This is a genomic window from Kitasatospora sp. NPDC086791 (assembly GCF_040685975.1).
Classification (GTDB): Bacteria; Actinomycetota; Actinomycetes; order Streptomycetales; family Streptomycetaceae; genus Kitasatospora.
Genome location: NZ_JBFBOC010000001.1, coordinates 340142 through 358570, shown reverse-complemented (window position 1 = coordinate 358570; position 18429 = coordinate 340142). Strand labels below are relative to the sequence as shown.

General features: G+C 74.5%; 13 protein-coding genes. 6 read left to right on the top strand and 7 right to left on the bottom strand.

The window, feature by feature from the left end; all coding sequences use genetic code 11:
• Positions 1-4: 4 nt before the first annotated feature.
• The 3 genes from AB0Q99_RS01415 (at position 5) to AB0Q99_RS01405 (ending at position 2602) form a co-directional block, all read left to right on the top strand.
• A complete protein-coding gene (locus AB0Q99_RS01415; RefSeq protein WP_363567270.1) occupies positions 5-1291 on the top strand; it encodes an MFS transporter in 1287 nt (428 codons plus the stop codon).
• A 128-nt stretch (positions 1292-1419) separates the two neighbouring features.
• Positions 1420-2235 carry a dimethylargininase gene (gene ddaH, locus AB0Q99_RS01410; RefSeq protein ID WP_363567268.1) on the top strand — a complete coding sequence of 272 codons (816 nt, stop codon included), beginning with the start codon at positions 1420-1422 and terminating at the stop codon, positions 2233-2235.
• 121 nt (positions 2236-2356) lie between these two features.
• The gene (locus AB0Q99_RS01405) at positions 2357-2602 is read left to right on the top strand and encodes a hypothetical protein (RefSeq protein ID WP_363567266.1); all 246 of its coding nucleotides are present in this window, start codon (positions 2357-2359) and stop codon (positions 2600-2602) included.
• Positions 2603-2667: 65 nt separating this feature from the next.
• Here AB0Q99_RS01405 and AB0Q99_RS01400 read toward each other — a convergent pair whose 3' ends face one another.
• Positions 2668-5907 (bottom strand): BTAD domain-containing putative transcriptional regulator, encoded by a 3240-nt coding sequence (locus AB0Q99_RS01400; RefSeq protein WP_363567264.1) that lies wholly within the window; start codon positions 5905-5907, stop codon positions 2668-2670.
• 262 nt (positions 5908-6169) lie between these two features.
• Between AB0Q99_RS01400 and AB0Q99_RS01395 the strand changes: the two genes are divergently transcribed.
• Complete coding sequence (locus tag AB0Q99_RS01395) at positions 6170-7237, top strand: hypothetical protein (RefSeq protein WP_363567263.1); 1068 nt, start codon at positions 6170-6172, stop codon at positions 7235-7237.
• Between the two features lie 93 nt (positions 7238-7330).
• On the opposite strand, the gene AB0Q99_RS01390 is transcribed toward AB0Q99_RS01395, so the two are convergent.
• The 6 genes from AB0Q99_RS01390 to AB0Q99_RS01365 all read right to left on the bottom strand — a co-directional run bounded on the left by AB0Q99_RS01390 (position 7331) and on the right by AB0Q99_RS01365 (position 17007).
• Positions 7331-11542: an SAV_2336 N-terminal domain-related protein gene (locus AB0Q99_RS01390; RefSeq protein ID WP_363567261.1), complete on the bottom strand. Its 4212-nt coding sequence runs from the start codon at positions 11540-11542 to the stop codon at positions 7331-7333.
• Positions 11543-11549: 7 nt separating this feature from the next.
• Positions 11550-12611 (bottom strand): MoxR family ATPase, encoded by a 1062-nt coding sequence (locus AB0Q99_RS01385; RefSeq protein ID WP_363567259.1) that lies wholly within the window; start codon positions 12609-12611, stop codon positions 11550-11552.
• Positions 12608-14332, bottom strand: a complete 1725-nt coding sequence (locus tag AB0Q99_RS01380; RefSeq protein WP_363567257.1) for a hypothetical protein — start codon at positions 14330-14332, stop codon at positions 12608-12610. The genes AB0Q99_RS01385 and AB0Q99_RS01380 overlap by 4 nt, the downstream gene beginning before the upstream one ends.
• Positions 14329-15258 (bottom strand): trypsin-like peptidase domain-containing protein, encoded by a 930-nt coding sequence (locus AB0Q99_RS01375; RefSeq protein WP_363567256.1) that lies wholly within the window; start codon positions 15256-15258, stop codon positions 14329-14331. Before AB0Q99_RS01375 ends, AB0Q99_RS01380 begins: the two co-directional genes overlap by 4 nt.
• A complete protein-coding gene (locus tag AB0Q99_RS01370) occupies positions 15255-15728 on the bottom strand; it encodes a CU044_2847 family protein (protein WP_363567254.1) in 474 nt (157 codons plus the stop codon). Before AB0Q99_RS01370 ends, AB0Q99_RS01375 begins: the two co-directional genes overlap by 4 nt.
• Before the next feature lie 736 nt (positions 15729-16464).
• Positions 16465-17007 (bottom strand): carboxymuconolactone decarboxylase family protein, encoded by a 543-nt coding sequence (locus tag AB0Q99_RS01365; protein ID WP_363567252.1) that lies wholly within the window; start codon positions 17005-17007, stop codon positions 16465-16467.
• A 113-nt stretch (positions 17008-17120) separates the two neighbouring features.
• Here AB0Q99_RS01365 and AB0Q99_RS01360 point away from each other — a divergent pair, with 113 nt between their 5' ends.
• Together AB0Q99_RS01360 and AB0Q99_RS01355 are read left to right on the top strand one after the other, a co-directional pair.
• Complete coding sequence (locus AB0Q99_RS01360) at positions 17121-17717, top strand: ABATE domain-containing protein (RefSeq protein ID WP_363567250.1); 597 nt, start codon at positions 17121-17123, stop codon at positions 17715-17717.
• Positions 17718-17797: 80 nt separating this feature from the next.
• Positions 17798-18382 (top strand): helix-turn-helix domain-containing protein, encoded by a 585-nt coding sequence (locus AB0Q99_RS01355; RefSeq protein ID WP_363567248.1) that lies wholly within the window; start codon positions 17798-17800, stop codon positions 18380-18382.
• Positions 18383-18429 lie beyond the last annotated feature (47 nt).

Here is an 18429-nt window from a genome sequence, read left to right as displayed (position 1 = left end):
CGCGATGTCCGTCACCACCCCCGCCACGGCTCCGCCGGAGCCGCCCCGCAGCCGCTGGGGGCTGTGGGCGCAGGGCGACTTCCGTCGGCTCTGGATCGGTGAGACCACCAGCGGTCTCGGGACGGCGGTCGGCAACGTGGCGCTGGCCCTGGTGGCCGTGGTCACCCTGGACGCCAGTCCCTTCGCGGTCGGCCTGCTGACCGCCTCGGCCTGGCTGCCCTGGCTGTTCCTCGGGCTGCCGGCCGGCGCCTGGGTGGACCGCTGGCCCCGGCTGCGGGTGATGCTGGTCTGCGACGTGCTGCTGCTCGCCCTGTTCGCGAGCGTGCCGGTGGCCGGCTGGCTCGGTGTCCTGACCATGGCCCACCTGGTGCTGGTGGCACTGCTGACCGGCGCGGTGAAGGTCTTCTTCTCCACCGCGTACGGGGCGGTGCTGCCCTCGCTGGTCGCCAAGGACGACCTGCTGGAGGCCAACGTCCAGCTGCGTTCGGGGGAGTCCGCGGCGGAGATCGCCGGGCCCGGGGTGGCCGGTCTGCTGGCGCAGGCCTTCGGCGCGGCCAGCGGGCTGCTCGCCGACGCGGTCAGCTACCTCGTGTCGGCGGTCTGCGTGGCCCGGATCACCGTGGTGGAGGAGCCCCCGCCGCCGTCGCAGCGGCAGGGGATCCTCCGGGAGATCGGCGAGGGCCTGCGCTTCCTGACCCGCGACCCCTACCTGCGGACGCTGGCCTGCTTCGGGGCCGTCGGCAACCTCGGCCTGAACGGCATCCAGGCCGTGCAGACGGTCTTCCTGGTGCGCAGCGTCGGCCTCGACGCCGGCCGGGTGGGCCTGGTGTTCGCGGTGGTGAGCGTCGGCGGGCTGGCCGGCGCGGCGGTGGCCGGGCGGGTGGCCCGGCGGCTGGGCAGCGCGCGAGGGCTGCTGCTGTGCGAGCTGGTGGTCGCGCCGTTCATCGTCCTGCTGCCGATGGCGGGCGACGGGCTGCCGCTCGCGGTGAGCGCGCTCGGCTGGTCCGTGGCGGTCTGCGGGGTCGTCGCCGGGAACGTGCTGGCCGGCAGCTTCTACCAGTCCTACTGCCCGCCCGCGATGATCGGCCGGATCCGGGCGAGCGCCTCGACCGTCAACTACAGCGCGATCCCGCTGGGCGCGGTGCTCGGCGGCTGGCTCGGCGAGGTGCTGGGCGCCCGGACCACGATCTGGATCATGACGGGCGTGCTGCTCTCGGCGGGCGTCGTGCTGCTGGCGAGTCCGCTGCGCGGGCTGCGGAACTTCCCCGAGCGGCCCGAGCCGGCCGTGTGATCCCGCTCCCTCGCCGACCCCCCTGCCGATCCCCTCGCCGTACCTCTGCCGATCCCCCCCGCCGTACCCCTGCCGATCCTCCCGCCGTGCCCCTGCCGACAGTCCCGCACCCTCACCCGGAGAACCCGATGACCCGCACCGCCCGCCCGCGCCGCTACCTGATGTGCCGTCCGGATCACTTCGACGTCACCTACGCGATCAACCCCTGGATGGACCCCGCCAAGCCGGTCGACACCGGCCTCGCCGTCGCCCAGTGGGAGCGGCTGTACGCCCTGTACGGCGAACTCGGCCACCGGGTCGACCTGATCGACCCGCTGCCCGGCCTGCCCGACATGGTCTACGCGGCCAACGGCGCCACCGTGGTGGACGGCCGGGTGCTCGGCGCGCGCTTCCGCGACGCCGAGCGGGCCGCTGAGGGCCCCGCCTACCTGGAGTGGTTCCGCAACCGGGGCTTCGCGACGCACGACCCGGAGCACGTCAACGAGGGCGAGGGGGACCTCCTGCTGACCGCGGGCTTCGTGCTGGCCGGGCGGGGCTTCCGCAGCGTGGCCGAGGGGCACGCGGAGGCGCAGGAGTTCTTCGGCCGGCCGGTGGTCGGCCTGGAGCTGGTCGACCCGCGCTTCTACCACCTGGACACCGCGCTCTCGGTGCTCGACGGCGACGAGATCATGTACTACCCGGAGGCGTTCTCGCCCGGCAGCCGGGCCGTGCTGCGGCGGCTCTTCCCGGACGCCCTGCTGGTGAGCGAGGCGGACGCCGAGGTGTTCGGCCTCAACGCGGTGAGCGACGGCCTGCACGTGGTGCTGCCCGAGGCGGCCGTGGGCCTGGCGGCCCGGCTGCGGGAGCGCGGGTTCCGGCCGATCGGGATGGACCTGAGCGAACTGCTCAAGGGCGGGGGCAGCGTGAAGTGCTGCACCCTGGAGATCCGGACGGTGGCGGCCTGATCACCGTCCGGTGATCACCGGTGCTCCGCCGTAGATCGACCGTTGACCGGCCCCCGCAAGACTGGTGCCACACCACGAGGAGACCTTCCCCACCAGGGAAGCCAGCAAAGGAGCACCAGAGATGACGCAGCGTCCGGCCACCGCCTCCGCCCGCCTCCGGCTCTTCACCGTCGGCCTCGGGGCGGCCGTCGCCCTGGGCGCGGGTCTCTCCGCCACGGCGGCGGTGGCGGCGGCCGGCACCGGGACGGCGACGGCGGTGGTCGGCGACGCGACGCCGACGCCCACCCCCGTCACCCCGACCGCCCCCGGTCCGACCCCCACCACCGGGCACGGCAGCACCGCCGACTGGAACAGCACCGGCTCCTGACCGGCCCGAGCCGGGTGCAGGATCGATTCTTCTCGGTCCTGGTCAGCCCGGAACCCGGTACCGGCTCAGCACCGGCCGGTCAGCGGAAATCCGGCCGCCTCCCGGCAGCAATCCCGACAGTCCTCCCGGTGGTCCTGCCGACCGCCCCCCGGACAGTTCTCGCGGCAGCTCTCGCGGCAGTCCCCGCACCGCCCCTCCCGCGCCGACGGGACGCCGTCCCCGCCCCGGGCCAGCAGCCCCGCCACCTCCTGGGCGTCCGGCAGCCCCAGCCGGACGAAGATCGCGTGAGCCTCCCGCCACCGGTCCCGCGCCTCCGCCGCGCGCCCGAGGTCCGCCAGCGTCGAGCCCAGCACCACCAGCGCGTGCCCGTGGTCCCGCTCGGCCCCCAACTCCTCGCACAGCGCCAGCGCCCGCCCCGCGTGCTCCAACGCCTCCTCGGTACGGCCCAGCGACCGCAGGCTGTCCGCCAAGCGGTAGCGGGCGTGCCCGGCCCGGGCCTGCAGACCGGCCGCGGTGGCCACCGCCAGGCACTCGCCGAACCAGGTGACGGCCTCCTCGTGCCGCTCCAGCCCGTGCAGCGCCAGCCCCAGCACGTACAGCGTGTACGCCCGGCCGGGATCGTCGTTGCGGGTGCGCAGGTCGGCCAGCGCCCCGTGGCAGATCGCCACCGCCTCGGTGGCCCGGCCGCTGCGCACCCGGGCCAGTGCGGAGTTCACCGTCGTCACCAGCTCCCCCGAGCGGTGGCCGAGCCGGCGGGCCAGCAGCAGGGCCTCGTCGTAGAGCTCGACGGCCTCGTCGTAGCGGCTGAGGAACTGGCAGACCAGGCCGAGGTCGTTGAGCGCCTGGCGCAGGATCACCGTGTCGCCGGCCGCACGGGAGGCGGCCACGGCCAGCCTGGCGGCCGTCTCGGCCTCCTCCAGCCGGGTGGCGGCCAGCGCGACGCTGCCGCGCAGGAAGTGCGCCCGACCGGCTGCCCGGTGGTCGGCGCGGTGGATGGCCGCGGCGGCCAGGGCCTCGGCGGCGGTGGCCAGCTTGCGGTCGGGCGGGGCGAGGGCGAAGGGCGTGAGCGCGATCAGCAGGTCGATCGCCGCGCGCAGCGGGTCCGGCGGGGCGTCCCGCTCACCGGGTTCACCGGGTTCACCGGCGCCGGTGGTTTCGGTGGTTTCGGTGGTTTCGGTCGGGCCGCCGGGGCCGGCGGGGGAGGGGGCCTCGGCCACCGTCCAGGCGGCGACCTGCGCGGCCAGCGCGATCGCCCCGGCGCCCTCCGCCTCGGCCCAGGCCCGGGCACCGTCCGGGCCGGCCAGCTCCACCCCGGCAGTGCGGGCGGGCCCGAGCGCACCGGCCGCCGGATCCCCGGGCACGGCGTGCTGGAAGGCGGCGCACGCGGTCGCCAGCAGGTGGTCCAGCAGCCGGTCGCGGGCCCGGAGGGTCGCGCCGGGGTCGTCGGGCGCGTCGGGTCGTCGTCGGGCGAAGGCGCGCAGCAGGTCGTGGTAGCGGTAGCGGCCGGGGAAGGGCGATTCCATCATCGCCACGTCCACCAGGGCCTCCAGCAGGTCCTCGGCGTCGTACTCGTCCAGGTCCAGCAGGGCGGCCGCGGCGGCCAGGCCGATGTCCGGGCCGTCCACCGAGGCGGCCAGCCGGAAGGCCCGGGCCTGGGCGGGCGTCAGCTGGCGGTAGCTCAGTTCGAAGGCGGCCTCCACCGCCAGGTCGCCGATCCGCAGCTCGTCGATCCGGCGGCGTTCGACCGCGAGCCGGCGGCCCAGGGTCTGCACCGTCCAGCTCGGCCGGGCGGCCAGCCGGGCGGCCACGATCCGCACCGCGAGCGGCAGGTGGCCGCAGACCCGCAGCAGGTCCCGGGCGGCCTGTGCCTCGGCGGCCAGCCGCTCGGCGCCGATGGTGCGGCCGAGGAGTTCGAGCGCCTCCTCGGGGGCGAAGACGTCCAGGTCGGTCTGGACGGTCGCGGGCAGGCCGGACAGGCGGGTACGGCTGGTGGTGAGCACGGCGCAGCCGACCGCGCCCGGCAGCAGGGGCCGGATCTGCGCGGTGTCGTGGACGTTGTCGAGCACCAGCAGCAGCCGTCGGCCGTCCACCACCGAGCGGAACAGCGCCGAGCGGGCGTCCAGCCCCTCCGGCACCGCGTCGGCCGGCACCCCGAGCGCCAGCAGGAAGCCGCAGAGCACCGCCTCCGGGTCGGCCGGGGTGGGGTCGGCGCCCCGCAGGTCGACGTAGAGCTGCCCGTCGGGGTAGGTCTCGCGGACGCGGTGGGCGACGTGCAGGGCCAGCGCGGTCTTGCCGACCCCGCCCATGCCGACCACGGTGGCGATCACCAGCGCCGGCTGCCCCGGGGTGCCGAGGGCCGTGCCGAGCCGTTCGACCAGGACCGTGCGGCCGGTGAAGTCCGCCGCGTCGGGCGGAAGTTGGGCGGGCCGGGGCGGTGCCGTCACGGTGGGCTCGGCGGGCGGGTCCTGCGGCGCGGGCTCGGCCGCGGCGGGCTCCGCCGGGCCGGCCGGCGCGGCGACGGCCGGGGCGGCGGGCGTCGGGGCGGCGAGCGCCGGGTCGCCCTCCAGGATCCGCCGGTGCAGCAGGTCCAGCTCGGCCCCCGGCTCCACCCCCAGCTCGTCCAGGAACAGCTGACGGGCGCCCCGGTAGACCGCCAGCGCGTCCGCCTGCCGGCCGGCCTGGTACAGCGCGCGCATCAGCAGCCCGTACGTCCGCTCGTGCAGCGGGTGTTCGGTGGTCAGCGCGGTCAGCTCCGGGACGCACCGGGAGAACCGGCCCAGCGACAGGTCCAGGGCGATCCGCTCCTCCAGCAGGGTCAGCCGCAGCTCCTGCAGCCGCTGCCGCTGGCGCTGCGCGAACGGCCCGGGGATGCCGGCCAGCGGCTCGCCCTGCCACAGGTCCAGGGCCTGGTTCAGCAGGTCGCGCGCCTGCTGCGGCTGTCCGGCCGCCGCCGTGCGCTCGGCCTGCGCCGCCAGCTCCTCGGCCTGCGCCGCGTCCACGGCGTGCTTGGGCAGCACCAGCCGGTAGCCGTCCCCGACGGAGGTCAGCACGGTCGGCGCGTCCGGCTCCTCGCCGTGCAGGATCTTGCGCCACCGCCAGGCGTAGGTCCGCACCGTCGTCATCGCGGTGCCCGGGGGCTCCTCGCCCCACAGGGCGTCGATCAGGTCCGTGGCGCTCGCGCCGTGCCCCGGCCGCAGCAGCAGCACCGCCAGCATCGCCTGCTGCTGCGGACTTCCGACCTTCAGTACGGTGGTGCCACGTTGCGCCCGCATCAGTCCCAGCACCGAGAACCGGAAATCACCCATTCCTGCACCTGCTCGCCTCATGTGCCGGCCCCCGCCCGCGCACGTGCTTCCCCCCGATTGATGAGTCCCTATCAACCCACGCCACCCCGGCAGCTGTCGAGGGATCGTCTACCGGGTGGTGATCCGGTGTTGATCGGTCGTCACCACAATCGTGGGTGTGGCTCCCCCCTGCCGTCGGCCCGGCACGATACGCCGGGCCCGCCACACTCCGGTCGCCGGACCGCTGCCCGGCGACCACCACAGCTCTCGGAGGCGGACGCCCGTGAACACCGACCTGCTCCACCGGTTGCTCGACCTCGACCCGGACGCCGGACCGGTCGAACTCCTCCACCGCGCCCGCGGCGTCCGCCACCTCCCGTACCTGGTGCTCGCCGCGCTCGCCCGGGAGGACGTCCGGATGGGCGAGCACGCCCGGGCCGAACTCCGGCGCGCCCGGGCGCGCTCCGAGCGCTACGCCCGGCTCGCCGGCGACCTCACCGACGCCACCGGGGTCCGCCCGATCCGCGAGCTCCCGCTGGCCGGCTACTACCCGGCCGACCTGCCCCGGCCGCTGGGCGAGCTCACCCTCGTCAGCCCCACCGAGGCCGCGCTCTGGCAGGCGGTCAACCGGCTCGTCACCGACCACCCGGTCGAGTCCGTCGAGGTCACCCTGTTCGGCGAGCGCCCCCGGCACACCGCCGTCACCCTGCGCTGGCCGGCCGAGGACCCGCTGCTCGACCCCTGGTACCAGGTGCGGCTCGGCACCGCCGCGCTCACCGGCGACCTCGCAACCGTCCCGGTCCGCCCCTACCTGGCCGCCGACGACCACGTCGAGTGCCTGATCGCCCTCGCCGAGGAGGGCCTCGGCCGCGCCTTCCACCCGGGCGACGTGCTCGACGTGGCGCAGCTGGCCGGGCAGCCCTTCGAACCCGTCGAGACCGCCGAGGTGGTCGCCGCCTACCGGCTCGCCCCGGAGACCGCCGCCCTGCTCGACCTCGCCGCCGAGCACGTGCCGCTGGGCCCGCTGGCGGGCGTGCGCACCGTCCTGGAGGCCGAGGTCGCCCCCGAGCTCCGGCGCCGCCGGGACACCGCCCGCCCGCTCCGGCCGCGGCACGGCACCCTGCTGCGCCGCATCGTCACCCGGCACGCCTGGGACGAGGCCGTCCTGCTCCCGTGCGGAGCCGCCACCGTGCTGCTCACCCCGGTCGCCGACTACCTGCTCACCCCGGCGGACTCCGGTCCGACCGCCGCCGAACGCACCGCCGCCCTCGCCGCCCTGCACGCCTGGGACGCGACGACCCCCACCGCTCCGAGCCCGACCCCCTGCCCCTCGAAGCCCCACCACCGCTGACCCCGATCCGCCGAGGTGAGCCCGCCGCACCCGGCCGGCCCGCACGCGCACCGACTCCCTCATCTGATGCCTGCCGTACCGGATGGCCGCTGGTCAGTCGTCGGCAGCCATCCGGTCCATCGGCACGAGGCGAGGGTGGTCGGGGCCGAGGAACCGCCGAAAGACCTCTCGTGCCTCGTTCATCAGGCGGTTCGCGTCGGTCCCGGCCCCGGCGGCGGCCATCACCTGGGCCAGGCGCCAGCGGTTCTCGGCCAGGGCCGGGTGCTGATCGCCGTGCACCCGGCGATGGAGGTGCGCCGCCTCGTCGAGTGCCGCCACCGCCAAGTCGCCGCTGTGCTGTCGGGCGTTCAGCAGCATGCCGTACATGTCGAGCGCGGTGGCCAACCGGTGCGGCTGTACCGCCGCTCGGTCCCTGCGGTACGCGAGCACCGCCTCGGCGATGGCCGTCATCGCACTCAGCTGCCGCTCTATGAGCTGCTGGTAGGTCCTCCAGCTGTTCTCCCCGCTTGTGTCCAGGGTTCCGAGGTACGCGCGCATGACGTCCACCAGCGTCTCACTGGCACTCATGACCACGTCGAGCGCCTCGACGTCCCGCCGACGCCCGGCCTTGCGGATACTGGCGGCCAGGACCTCGCAGGCCGCGAGGCTCGGACGCTCCTGCAACAGCGAGAGCCGGGCACGGTCCTGGCGGATCCCTACTTCCAGCAGGTCCCCGTCATACGGTCGGTCCGAGCCGAGGCGGAGCAACTCACGCCATGCCAGCTCCAGATGTTCCTCGGCCTCGCTCAGTCGGCCGGCCTCCAGTTCGGTCAGGCCGAGTTCGCGGCGGACCCGGGCTTCGTCGAGCCGGGCACCCCCGGCCGGCGCCCCGCTCCGGGCGAGCGCCATCGTCCGGGCGATGGCCTCCAGGTCCAGCCTGGACTCGTGCAGCTGGTACAGCTCGCGGTGGACGGCGGCGGCCAGGAGACGGGCGCGGACGCTCCGCCGGTCGGATTCCGGACCGGTGGCGGGCAGTGCCGCGAGCGCCCGCCGAATGCTGCCGAGGGCGGCTCCGTGGCGACCGGCGGCGAAGAGCACCTGGGCCATCAGGAGGTTCGCCTCCGCGTTCGCTGATGTGTCGTCCCCTCCGCCGGACACGGAGCCGCGCACGCGCAGGTACGCCTCGGCTGCGTCGAACTCGCCCTGGGCCGCGCGGAACCTGGCCAGTTGGTGCAGCAAGTCGGCACGCTCCGCCGCCGACCCGCTGTCGAGCTCGGGCAGTTGGAGTACCGCGTGGGCGTGCGGGAGGAGTGCCGTGCAGAGGGCCCACTGCTGGCGGCGCGTCGGGTCAGGAGGGAAGGCCGCGAGCACGCCCCGGATCGCGGCCGTCCCCCAGTCGGTCCGTTCCGCGGGAGTGAGGCGCATCCGGATCGCTTGCTGCAGCGGAGCGGGCACCCGGAGCGAGACGGAACCGTGCGGGTTGGGGGCGGCGCTGAGCAGATGCCGGCCCGAGAGCCGGCCGACCAGCCCGGGCGGCAGCCCCCGGTCGCCCGACCCGACTCCGGTGCGTGTCGGGCGGGCGGCGGCACGCAGGCCCTTGATGACCAGGTCGATGGGCAGCTCGACCGGGCCCAGGACGGCGCAGAGGGTGAGGACGTCCAGTGCCTCCCGGTCCTCCCTGGCGAGCTCGTCGAGGACCGGGCCGTAGCGGACCTCGGGTTCGCCTCCGGCATGGGCGGGAGCCGGGTCGGGTCGCGTGTCCTGAGGCACCGACGTGTCCGCGGCCCGGGCGAGCAGACCGGGCAGGGCCGCCAGGTCGTCGTCCGGGGCGTTCGCCGCGCCGGCCGGCCGGGCGTCCCGTTGGGAGGTGCGGAACTGGAGGAGGTGGCCTTCCAGGACGGTGCGGTCGTTGGTGGTCGCCCTGGTGGTGATCAGGACGCTGCCGTACCCTTCGGGCGGCCACCGCTCGCCGAGCATCGCGCGCGGCGCGTAGCCGGCCATCCAGCGCTCCGACTCCGCGAAGTCCCGGCCGAGGTCGTCGATGACGATCAGCCAGCCGGGGTGTTCGGCCAGCCACCGGTTCAGCATGGCCGGAGCGTCGCCTTCGAGTGGGACGCCCTGGAGGATGGCCAGTTGGTCGAGCGACTGGCCGATAGTCTCCGGGCTGCCCCCATCGACCCACCAGACCAGGGAGTAGTCGGCCAGGTGCAGGTGGGCGTAGGCGAGCGCCACGGCGGTCTTGCCGGTGCCGTTCGGGCCCTGGACCACGCAGAGCGAACGCCGTTCGGACGGAAGGCCCGGCCGGGCGGCGGCCACGGCGGTCCCGGCCGGGTCCAGGATCTGTTCGATCCGGAGGACCCGGTGCTCCCAGCCGGTCACGTCGGGCAGGTCAGGCGGCAGATTGTGCCAGGTCGGCGAGCTGGGCCGGGTTCCGGACCCGACGGGTGACGCCGCGGTCACCTCGGCGGCCGGTGGGCGTCGCTGCCACCAGCGCCGCTCCGGTCGCGAAGGACCGATAGCGGTGGACGGGTGGGCGGGAACGGCGGACTCGGCCGCGGCCCTCCGCAGCCGTGACCCGGTCGGCAGGCTGACCGCCAGCCGCTCTGCCAGCGCGCGGTCCGCGCCGCCGAGGCCGCGCAGCACCTCGACCGCCACCTCGGCGAACGGAACGCTCTCCGGCGGCAGCACCGGGCCCGGCCCGGACCCGCCCTCGGCGAGCGCTGCGAGAGCGCGGAAGTCCAGCGTGCCGCCGAAGGCGCCCGCCACCGACCGCGACACTCCTGCCAGCACCCGCAGCACGGCGACGGACTCACCCCGGGTCAGGGTGCCGAGCAGCCGTTCCCGTACTCCGGGTCGGAAGTCGTACAGCACCGCCTCCGGGTCCTCTCCTGCCCGCTCCGGGGAGCGGCGCTCCATCAGCCCGGACAGGTAGATCTCGGCGAGGTGGGTGGTCGAGGAGTCACCGAGCATCGCCGTCTGGACGTGCCGCATCACCGGCAGGCTGAGTGGTGCGGCGGCGAGGAAACCGGCCAGCTCGTACGCGGTCGGGGAGGCGTCCCGACGGAACCTCGCGAGCAGTTCGGCAGGTGTCTCCTCGGCGGGCTGGGCCTCCCCGGCCGGTGCTGGTCCGGCAGCCGGGCCGACGGCCCCGTCCAGCGGCACCGCGAGCACAGGGGTCCAGTCCGACGTCCGCCCCGACAACATCCGGGCCCAGGGCATGAGCCAGTCGGCTCGCAGTTCCAGCACCCCTGCCCAGGCGGTCCCGGGTCTGCCCCAGCCCTCCTCCTCCGGCGCGTGGATCACCGTCGGTCGGTCCCCCGGCCGCATCCGGGCCCGGGCCGGGACGGGGTGCAGCGCGGTGCGGTGCCAGTGCCGACGCGGCAGGACCTGCAGGACGGTGACCGGGGCGTGCCGGCTCCAGACGTGCATGACGGCGCGCAGGGCGCCGCTGTGCCAGAGCGGGCCGACGCCGTCGGTGAGCAGCAGTACCACCCGGCGGCCGCGCGGGTCGGCGGTCGGCCCGGGCCCGGTGCCGTACGTCCCCGGGCCGCGCGGCGTGAGGACGGGCTTCCCGGCACGGTCGTGTACCGACCAGGCGCGCACCTGGTGGAACGCGCCGTGCCGACGCAGCATGGCGACGAGTTCGTCGCCGAGGGTGGACCAGACCGCCATGGTTGGTCCGGCGTCGATCACCACGTCGACGTCCAGCCAGCGTTCGGGGGCGCTCCGCCAGACCGGGAGCAGCAGTCCGGCCTGGCCGGAGACGGAGACGGTGGCCTCCTCGTCCAAGACCAACTCGTGGGCCGACCGGACTGTACGACGCAGCGGCCGCAGTGCGCGGGAGAGGGCCAGGGTGCCGGTGAGCGTCGGGCGGGCGGGGGCCCGGACGATGGCGGCCGGCGCGCCGCCCGGCACCTGACGGCCCGGGACGGACGGCAGGTGGAACGGGACGACCGGCTCCGGCTCCTCCGGGACCGTTCCGGCTTGCTGAGCGGGTGACAGTGGTTCGGGTCCTGCCACGGGAGCGGACTCCGGAGCCGGCTCCGGTGCGTCCTGCTGTGCGGCCTGTGCCACCGCGGCCCGCAGTGCGGCGTTCCACGCGGCCGTGGCCCGTTCGTCCTCGACCGCGTCCACGGCGGGCAGCGGCGGTAGCTCCCACCCCGGGCGGCCCACAGGTCCGTCCCGGCGCAGCCCGCAGACCCGCGTGAGCCACAGCACATCGGCCAGGTCACGCGGGTCGGTGCTGCTCCCGGGCCCCGCCTCGTGAGGAGTCAGCAGCCGGCTGAGCTCACGCAGCAGCTCTGGGGGCACTGGAGCAGCGGACATCGCTCGGTCAGCTTTCCTCAAGCGAGCGCAGCAGATGACGGTCGACCAGCTGTCGGCCGCTGTCGTCCTCCCACAGTCCGTGGGCGGCCATCAGCAGGGCGTTGAGCAGCTGGTCGTTGGCGAGGTTGGTGCCCTCCTCCTGCTGCTTGGCGAGGAAGCGGGCGATCAACTGTTCGCGGACCCCGGCGGGGACGGCAGCCGGGCCGGTGAGGTGGGCGGCGACCATGCGGGCCAGCTTGGCGGGGCCCGGACGGGGGATCTCCAACCGCAGGCAGCGGCGCAGGAAGGCGGGCGGGAACTCGCGTTCTTCGTTGCTGGTCAGGATGACCAGCGGGAACTCGTCACAGCCGACCCGCCCTCGGTGGAGTGTCGTCCAGCCCTTGTCGTCGGCGGTCATCACCCGGGTGCCCTCCTCGTCCAGACGGCCGAGTTCGGGGATGACGAACTCGCCCTCCTCGAAGACGGTGAGCAGGTCGTTCGGCAGGTCGAGGTCGGCCTTGTCGATCTCGTCGACGAGCAACACCCGGGGCCGGTCCCAGGGCAGCAGGGCAGTGCCGAGCGGGCCGAGTCGCAGGTAGGGGCCGATGCCGGGGGCGGCCGCGGCCCGTCCGTCGGTGTCGGCGGGGCGCAGCCCGGTGTCCTGGAGCCGGCCGATCGCGTCGTAGTGGTACTGGCCCTCGCGGAGGGTGGAGCGGCTGGTGATCGGCCAGTGGAGTACCGGGCCGAGGCGCAGCTCGTGCGCGACGCTGTACGCCAGCGTGGACTTGCCGACTCCGGGCGGGCCGGTGACCAGTAGCGGACGCCGCAGGTGCAACGCCATGTTGACGAGGTGGATCTCCTTCTCGTCGGCCTGGTAGGCGGAAGCCTGGTGAGCCCGGCCGAGCTTGCGGGCGGCCATCGCCTCGGCCATCTCGGGCGGTGCCGGCAGTTCGGCACGGGCCCGGTCGTCGCGGCGGAAGGACCGCCAGGGCGGGGCGTCGGGCAGGCCGCGGATGCCGTCGTGTGAGGTGCCGGTGGAGCGGTAGATCCACCAGTCCGGGATCGCCGTGCCGTCCTGGGCGGTGGTCATACGGAGCTTCCTTCCTGCCGTGCGGGGATGGCGGCCGGGGCACGAAACGGGGCGGGGGCAAGCCAGGCGGCGTGCCCGGGCTCGTCCCAGAGGAGGGTGAGGTGGCGTCCGAGGTCGCTCTGGTCGTCCTCCCGGGCGGCCCGTCGGCGGCGCTGGACGTGCGCGGCGAGCGCGGGCAGCTGGGCGGTGGCCAGTTCGCCCAGTAGCGCGTGCAGTTCGGTGGGGCTGCCGGTGTCGCGCCGCCAGATCATCACCGGGATGCCCTCGCGGACAGCGTCCTTGACGGCCTGGTAGGGGGCCGCGCGCTTCTTGGGATGGTAGGCGTACGGGAAGGACAGCGCCAGGATCGCCGTGTGCGGCCGACTGTCCAGCCAGCGCCGTACATCGCCCTTGCCACTGCCGATGTGCAGGGTGCGCGCGGAGACCTCGGCTTCGATCGGGGCTGCGCCGTCCGTGAGGACGAACCAGCCGGGCAGGTCGGCGACCGTGCCCGGGCCGCTGCCCTCCATCGCGGCCTCGAGGGCGCGCCACTTGTTCTTCCACGCGGTGTGCCAGAACGCGGACCTGATCCGGTCCAGGGAACGCACCACCACGGGGAAGTGCATGCCGACGGGGTAGTCGTCCTCGTCCATCGGCCACAGCTCGGCGGGGTGGCCGAGCAGGGACCACGGGAGCAGGAACTCCACCCGCAGGCCCTCGGCGTGTGCCGCGGCGGAGGCCAGCTCGGTCCAGCTGGTCAGGTGGTGGCTGCCGTGCCGGAGGAGGTCGGACTGGGACACCGGTTCGTTGCCCGCCTGTTTGGCGAGCAGCTTCCACGGCTGTTCGGAGGTGTCGAAGAGGACGGCCTCGAAAGCGTAGACGGGCTCTGTGTCCGAGCCGACCGGCGAGACGTCGTCCAGGGTGATCTGCAGGACGAGCGGGTGGTCCTCGGCCGGCCTGGTGGTGGCGGGCTGCCGCACGGTGGCAGTCAGTTCGGCCTCGGTCAGGTTCCGTTCGCGCGCGATTTTCTTCACCAGGTCGGCAAGCCGGTCGCCCTCCGGGCCGGGACGGTCGACAGCGAGTCGGAGCAGGAAGCGGAGCAGCAGCGGTGGTCCGTCGATCTGCCGGGCCCGGTGGAGCCGGCTGACCGCCTCGGGCAGGCTGTCCCGGGCGCGGACCGGGTGGGTCTCGCCGTCCGTGCACATGGACTCCACCAGGCGCTGTACCTCGACGGACGTGGGCGGCGGGCTCAGCGCGCGCACCGTCCGCAGCACGGCGAGCTGCAGCTCTGGGGAGAGCAGCCCCGACTCGGTGACGGACTCGACGGCGGCGCCCAGCCAGTCGACGGCGGAGGTACCCGGCCGCAGCGTCCGCAAGGAGGCGGCGAGTTCGGCCAGGGCGCTGTGCGGTTCGTGCCAGCTGCGGCAGGCGTGGACCAGATTCAACAGGTGGTCCGCCGTCTGCGGGCTGTACGGGACAGCGAACGCGGTGCCCGGTCCGAGGCGGCGGCCCAGGTCCCTCAGCACGGTCCGGCGGAACTCCGGATCGTCCAGGTCGGGGACCTGGTGGAGGAACTCGTGCAGCGCGGTGTCGGCCTTTGCCGACCACGGCTCGGCTGCGACCGGTCTGCTGTCGGACTCCCCGGTGTTGGTCGGCACACCGCCGAGCGGTTCGGTTTCGGGAGGGGGCGGACGGCGGCCGCCACCGGCCAGTTTGCCCAGGACGACGCGGAGATTGTTCACGGACCGTCCTTCGGGAGGCAGGTCAGCGCGCGCAGCTCGTGCACGGGGGCCAGGCCTGGGCGCAGGAAGTCCAGCGCGTCGACCACGGCGGCCAGGGCCGCCGCCGGCTCCCGGTGTTGCAGGCAGGTGTCCAGCAGCTCCAGCAGGTGGTCGGTGGCGTGGGAACGGTGGGCGACCCGCAGCGGGCCACGGTCGGCAAGGACTTGGTCGGCGGTCCGGATGACCCGTCGGCGGAACTCGGGGTCGTCCATGTCGGGTACCCGGAGCAGAACGGGCAGCAACTCGCGCGCGCCGGGCAGCATGGCCGGGCGGTGGGCCGCCGGCGATCCCGTGAGCAGTGCCTGAAGCGGGTCGTCGGCGGGCAGCGCGGCGGCCAGCGCCCCGAGCGGGGTGTACCAGCCGCCGCGCACGCCGTCGAAGTCCCGGCTGCCCTTGAGCACCCCACAGACGGCGCCGGTGTCCAGGCGGGACACCACGCCGCCGCTGAAGCCGTCCCGCACCTCATCGCCGGTAAGCCGGAGGTACCCGGCGGCAGGTCCGGCGACGGTGAGCAGCAGGGAGTCGGCCTGGACACCGGCGGCGGGCGTGTAGGGCGAGAAGCCGGCCACCGACACGGCGGTCCCGCTCGGGGGCTCCCCGGTGTCCAGGATGAGCGGCGGCGGTTCGACCGGGGTGGCGAGGGTGAGCAGGGCGAGGTCCGGGAAGGCGTGGAAGCGGCCGTTCCCCGGGTCGGCTGGGAACAGCCGGACCGGGTGGACCGCTGCCGCGCGCCCCCAAGGGCCGGTCACGAAGGGTTCGTTCCGGGCGCGGTGTGCGACATGGGCCGCGGTCAGCACGATGCCGGGGGCGAGGAGGAGTCCACTGCCCCGGAAGTAGGGCCCGTCGTGCACCTCGACGGCGGCGCCCCGGACGACCGGGTCGGTCATCGGTCGTCGCCCACCCGCGTTCCGACCGGGCCGGTGGGGGCGGGCGGGTCGCCGGCCGGGGCGGACCCGGTGGCCAGACCTGCGCGAGCTGCCGCTACCCGAGCGGTGTCCCAACTCATCCGCACCGTGAACGACGCCTCACCGCCGGCCTCGGCCAGTATGCCGACCAGCGCACCCGACTTGACGGCCAACTTGAGCCCGAACTCGATCTCCAGCGTGTCCGGAACGGCCGGACCAGTGCTGGAAACGCTGTCGGCGGCCCATCGTCCGACGTTTCGCACCACCTCGCGCACTGCGTCCAGCCGTTGCGGGAACTCGGCGAACATGCGGGAGGCGGTGTCCCGGACTCCGGCGTCGCCGCCCGGCTCGGCAGCGTCGGCGCTGAAGCCGGTATCTGCCCGGTCCAGCACCGCCACCTCGGCGTGCACGAACGCGCCCTCACCGAGGTCCACCGTGATGACGTCCCCCACCTGCGACTCCCCTCGGTTCCCTGCACGGCCGGTCCCGGCACAGGGGTCCATTCGATAACACGACAGAACTATAGGGCGAGGAAGGTGAGGTGACTGTTGTTCAGCACAATCCCGGATGGCCGTCCCGCTGCCCTGGGGCAGGTGCTCTTTCGGGCGACCCGTACGGCGCGACCGGGGGGAGCCGGCCGGGACGCGTGGAGGCGGTGCCGCGGCAGCGGGTGCGAACCGTTTGCGTCCCGGAACGCCCGGCACCGCTCATCACCGTTTCTCGCTGCCCATCGACTCGGAGAAACCCCTTTGTGTGCCAGCAGGTTCACTGCGGTCCTCCTGTCTGGCGCTATGGTGTCGGCGCTCACCACGGACAGGGGCCCTCGCGTCCGGCTCGGACGCCAGGGCCCGGGCGGCTTGTTCGGACTCGCCGGCCTTCGGCGACGGCGGCCTTCACTGGGCTGGGCCTCGGCTGCGGCGGGCGCCGCCTTCAACGATGCCTCCGCCGGTTTTCACTGCCCGAGAGCCCCGGGGTCACCCTGCAGGCCAGGCGCGAGATCCCCGAACTCCCGATCCTCGTGCTCCCTCGGCGAGTCGAAAGATGTGCGCCAGGGAGTCGCCAGCCGACGGCTGCTCTCGTAGCGCCTTCGTACAGCCCCCCTTCATCACCTGGGGGCCGGCCGGCCGACGAACGGCCGCGCCGCCGGGCCGGGGTGTCCCGGGCCGGCGGCGCGGCTGTGGATGGGGTTCAGGACAGGTGGCTGACCACGGGCCAGTCGATGTCGACGGCGGCGGCCTTGTTGAAGTAGTTGGTGAAGACGTTGAGCGCGACGTTGGCGATCACCTCGGCCACCTCGGCGTCGCCGAGGCCCGCCTCCCGGGCGGCCTTGAGGTCGGCGTCGTCCAGGTCGCCGCGGGTGCGGACGAGGGCGGCGGCGAGCTGCAGCGCCGCCCGGGTCCGGGCGTCGGCGGACTCGGCGCGGCGCGCGGCCTCGGCCTCGGCGGGGGTGAGGCCCGCGAGGGCGGTGGCGATGTGGGTGTGGGCGGACAGGCAGTAGTCGCAGGCGTTCTCCTGGGCGACGGTGAGCGCGATGCCCTCGCGGACCTTCGCGGAGAGCTTGCCGCCGGCCAGCGCGCCCGAGAACTCCAGGTAGCCCTTGAGGACGGCGGGGCTGTTGGCCATCACCTTGGTCATGTTCGGCGTGACGCCGAGCGCCTTGCCGACCGCGGCCAGCAGGTCGGCGGCGGGGGCCTGGGCGGTGGCGGGCTCGATGATCGGGAGTCGGGACACGGTGTTCCTCCGGTAGTGCGGTGATCCGATTTCTCACGGTTGCCAGCTTCAGCAACCGTGAGAACCATAGGCAGACTTTTCTCATGGATGCAAGCCGGAGCTACCATGAGGTGGTGAACGTAGAAGAGCTGGAAGGCGGGGGCGCGCCCGCCCTGGGCGAGCCGCTGCCGATCGAGCTGGCCAACGCCACGTACGCGGTCCGCGGCCGCCTGGTGGACGGCCTGCAGACCGTCGAGCACGTCGCCGCGTGGTTGCGCGACAACCGCGCGCGGTTCGCGGAGCCGTGCGCCGACGGTGACCTGCTCGGCGTCGGCCCCGAGGAGCTGCGCGCCACCCGCGCCCTGCGCGACGCGATCCGCGAGCTGGCCGGCGTCGCGGTCCGCGGCGGCGCGGCCCCGGCGGGCGCGGTCGAGGAGGTCAACCGGCAGGTCCGCGCGGCCGCCCGCTGGCGGGAGCTGTCCTGGGGTGACGGGCCCTCGGCGCTGGCCCGGAGCGCGACCCCGCCGGTCACCACGGCGCTCGCCGAGATCGCCCAGCAGGCCGTCGACCTCTTCGGCGGCGACCGGATCGCCGACCTCCGCGCGTGCCAGGCGCCGGGCTGCGTCCTGTACTTCGTCAAGGACCACCCCCGCCGCGAATGGTGCTCGGCCGGCTGCGGGACCAGGGCCCGTGCGGCCCGCCACTACGAACGGACCAAGGCCGCGCGCTGAGGCCGCCCCGAGGGGTCCTTCGCGACCCGGGGGGCTCGGCGGCGCTTGTTCTTGAATGGTCGCTCATGTATGTTGTCGTCATGCCCAGACCGCGTGAGTTCGACCCCGACACCGTCCTCGACCAGGCGATGCTGCGGTTCTGGGAGCGCGGGTACCGGGCCACGTCCATCGAGGACCTGGTGAAGGCCACCGGCGTCAAGCCCGGCAGCATCTACAGCGCGTTCCCGGGCGGCAAGCGCGCGCTCTTCGTGAAGTCGCTGGAGCGCTACTCGAAGCTGGTCGTGCCCCAGAAGCTCGGGGAGCTGGCGGCGGCGGGCGCGTCGGTGGCGGAGGTCCGGGGCTACTTCGACGGGCTGGTGCGCGATCTGCTCAGCCCCGAGGGGCGGCAGGGCTGCCTCCTGGTCAACACGGCGATCGAGAAGGCCGCCGAGGACGACGAGGCGGCGGCCGTCGTGCGCGGCCACCTGGCGCGCCTGGAGCAGTGCATGACCCATGCCCTGGAGAACGCCGTTCGCCGGGGCGAGGTCCGGGCCTCGCTGGATGCGGGGGGCAGTGCCAAGCTGCTCGTCGCGACCTGCCAGGGGCTGATGGTCGTCGGCAAGGCCAATCCCGACGAGGCGGTCCTGCGGGCCATCGTGGACAACGCCTTCGCCGCACTCTCCTGAGGTCGCGGGTTCCAGGGCCACCGTGCGCGGTGGCCCTTTCGTCGGCC

Bases quoted from the DNA above. Each gene is read 5' to 3' on its own strand.
- AB0Q99_RS01415 (WP_363567270.1), top strand. From the start codon at position 5: ATGTCCGTCACCACCCCCGCCACGGCTCCGCCGGAGCCGCCCCGCAGC.
- AB0Q99_RS01385 (WP_363567259.1), bottom strand. From the start codon at position 12,611: ATGACCACCGCCCAGGACGGCACGGCGATCCCGGACTGGTGGATCTAC.
- AB0Q99_RS01400 (WP_363567264.1), bottom strand. From the start codon at position 5,907: ATGGGTGATTTCCGGTTCTCGGTGCTGGGACTGATGCGGGCGCAACGT.
- AB0Q99_RS01355 (WP_363567248.1), top strand. From the start codon at position 17,798: ATGCCCAGACCGCGTGAGTTCGACCCCGACACCGTCCTCGACCAGGCG.
- ddaH (WP_363567268.1), top strand. From the start codon at position 1,420: ATGACCCGCACCGCCCGCCCGCGCCGCTACCTGATGTGCCGTCCGGAT.
- AB0Q99_RS01390 (WP_363567261.1), bottom strand. From the start codon at position 11,542: ATGTCCGCTGCTCCAGTGCCCCCAGAGCTGCTGCGTGAGCTCAGCCGG.
- AB0Q99_RS01375 (WP_363567256.1), bottom strand. From the start codon at position 15,258: ATGACCGACCCGGTCGTCCGGGGCGCCGCCGTCGAGGTGCACGACGGG.
- AB0Q99_RS01405 (WP_363567266.1), top strand. From the start codon at position 2,357: ATGACGCAGCGTCCGGCCACCGCCTCCGCCCGCCTCCGGCTCTTCACC.